We start from the raw sequence: 626 nt of genomic DNA on the forward strand, positions 1-626 counted from the left end.
CGGCGTCGGCCAGCACCGCGCCGCCGAGGCTGGCGCGGACCGGGCCGTCGGCGCAGAGCACGGTGCAGACCCCGCGGTCGACCCGGGCCACCCGGCCCGGCCGGTGGTCGCTGCGCCGTCGTACGTGTGCCGCCCACCCGGCGTCCCAGCCGAGGGCGGTCAGATCGATGGTCATGGCATCCTCATCGGTGTCGAGGTGGAACATGGCGGAACACGCGTGCTACGACCGGCATGATCACCACCTCCGCTCCGACGTCCCGGTGCCGCGTCCGAATCCGACGGTAGGGGGCGCACCGGCGCGCCGAAAGCGATTTCCCCGGCGACGCGGGAGCCCCGTACCGCTAGGGTCGGTGGGTGACCACCGATCCGCTGCTGCTGACCGGCGAAGTGGACGACGCGACAGCCCGCCTGCTGCGCACCGTGACCGCCTTCGACGCCGCGGACGTCGCCGCCGCGTCCCTGCTGCCGGGCTGGACCCGGGGTCATGTGCTGACCCACCTGGCCCGCAACGCCGACGGCTTCGTAAACCTGCTGACCGCCGCCCGCACCGGCGAGCGGATCCCGATGTACGCCAGCGCGGCCGCCCGCGCCGCCGACATCGAGGCCGGCGCCGCCCGCCCGCCCGC

The 626-nt window shown here is 75.2% G+C and carries 1 protein-coding gene and 1 pseudogene; one reads left to right on the forward strand and one right to left on the reverse strand.

Annotation, left to right across the window (positions count from 1 at the left end; all coding sequences use genetic code 11):
* Window positions 1-175, reverse strand: a pseudogene (locus DKL51_RS31630) (ribosome small subunit-dependent GTPase A); the annotation flags it as partial.
* 179 nt (window positions 176-354) lie between these two features.
* Here DKL51_RS31630 and DKL51_RS31635 point away from each other — a divergent pair.
* Window positions 355-626, forward strand: a 272-nt coding sequence (locus tag DKL51_RS31635; protein WP_124813120.1) for a maleylpyruvate isomerase N-terminal domain-containing protein, incomplete at its 3' end; no start/stop codon positions are given.

This window comes from Micromonospora globispora, assembly GCF_003857015.1.
Lineage (GTDB): Bacteria > Actinomycetota > Actinomycetes > Mycobacteriales > Micromonosporaceae > Micromonospora > Micromonospora globispora.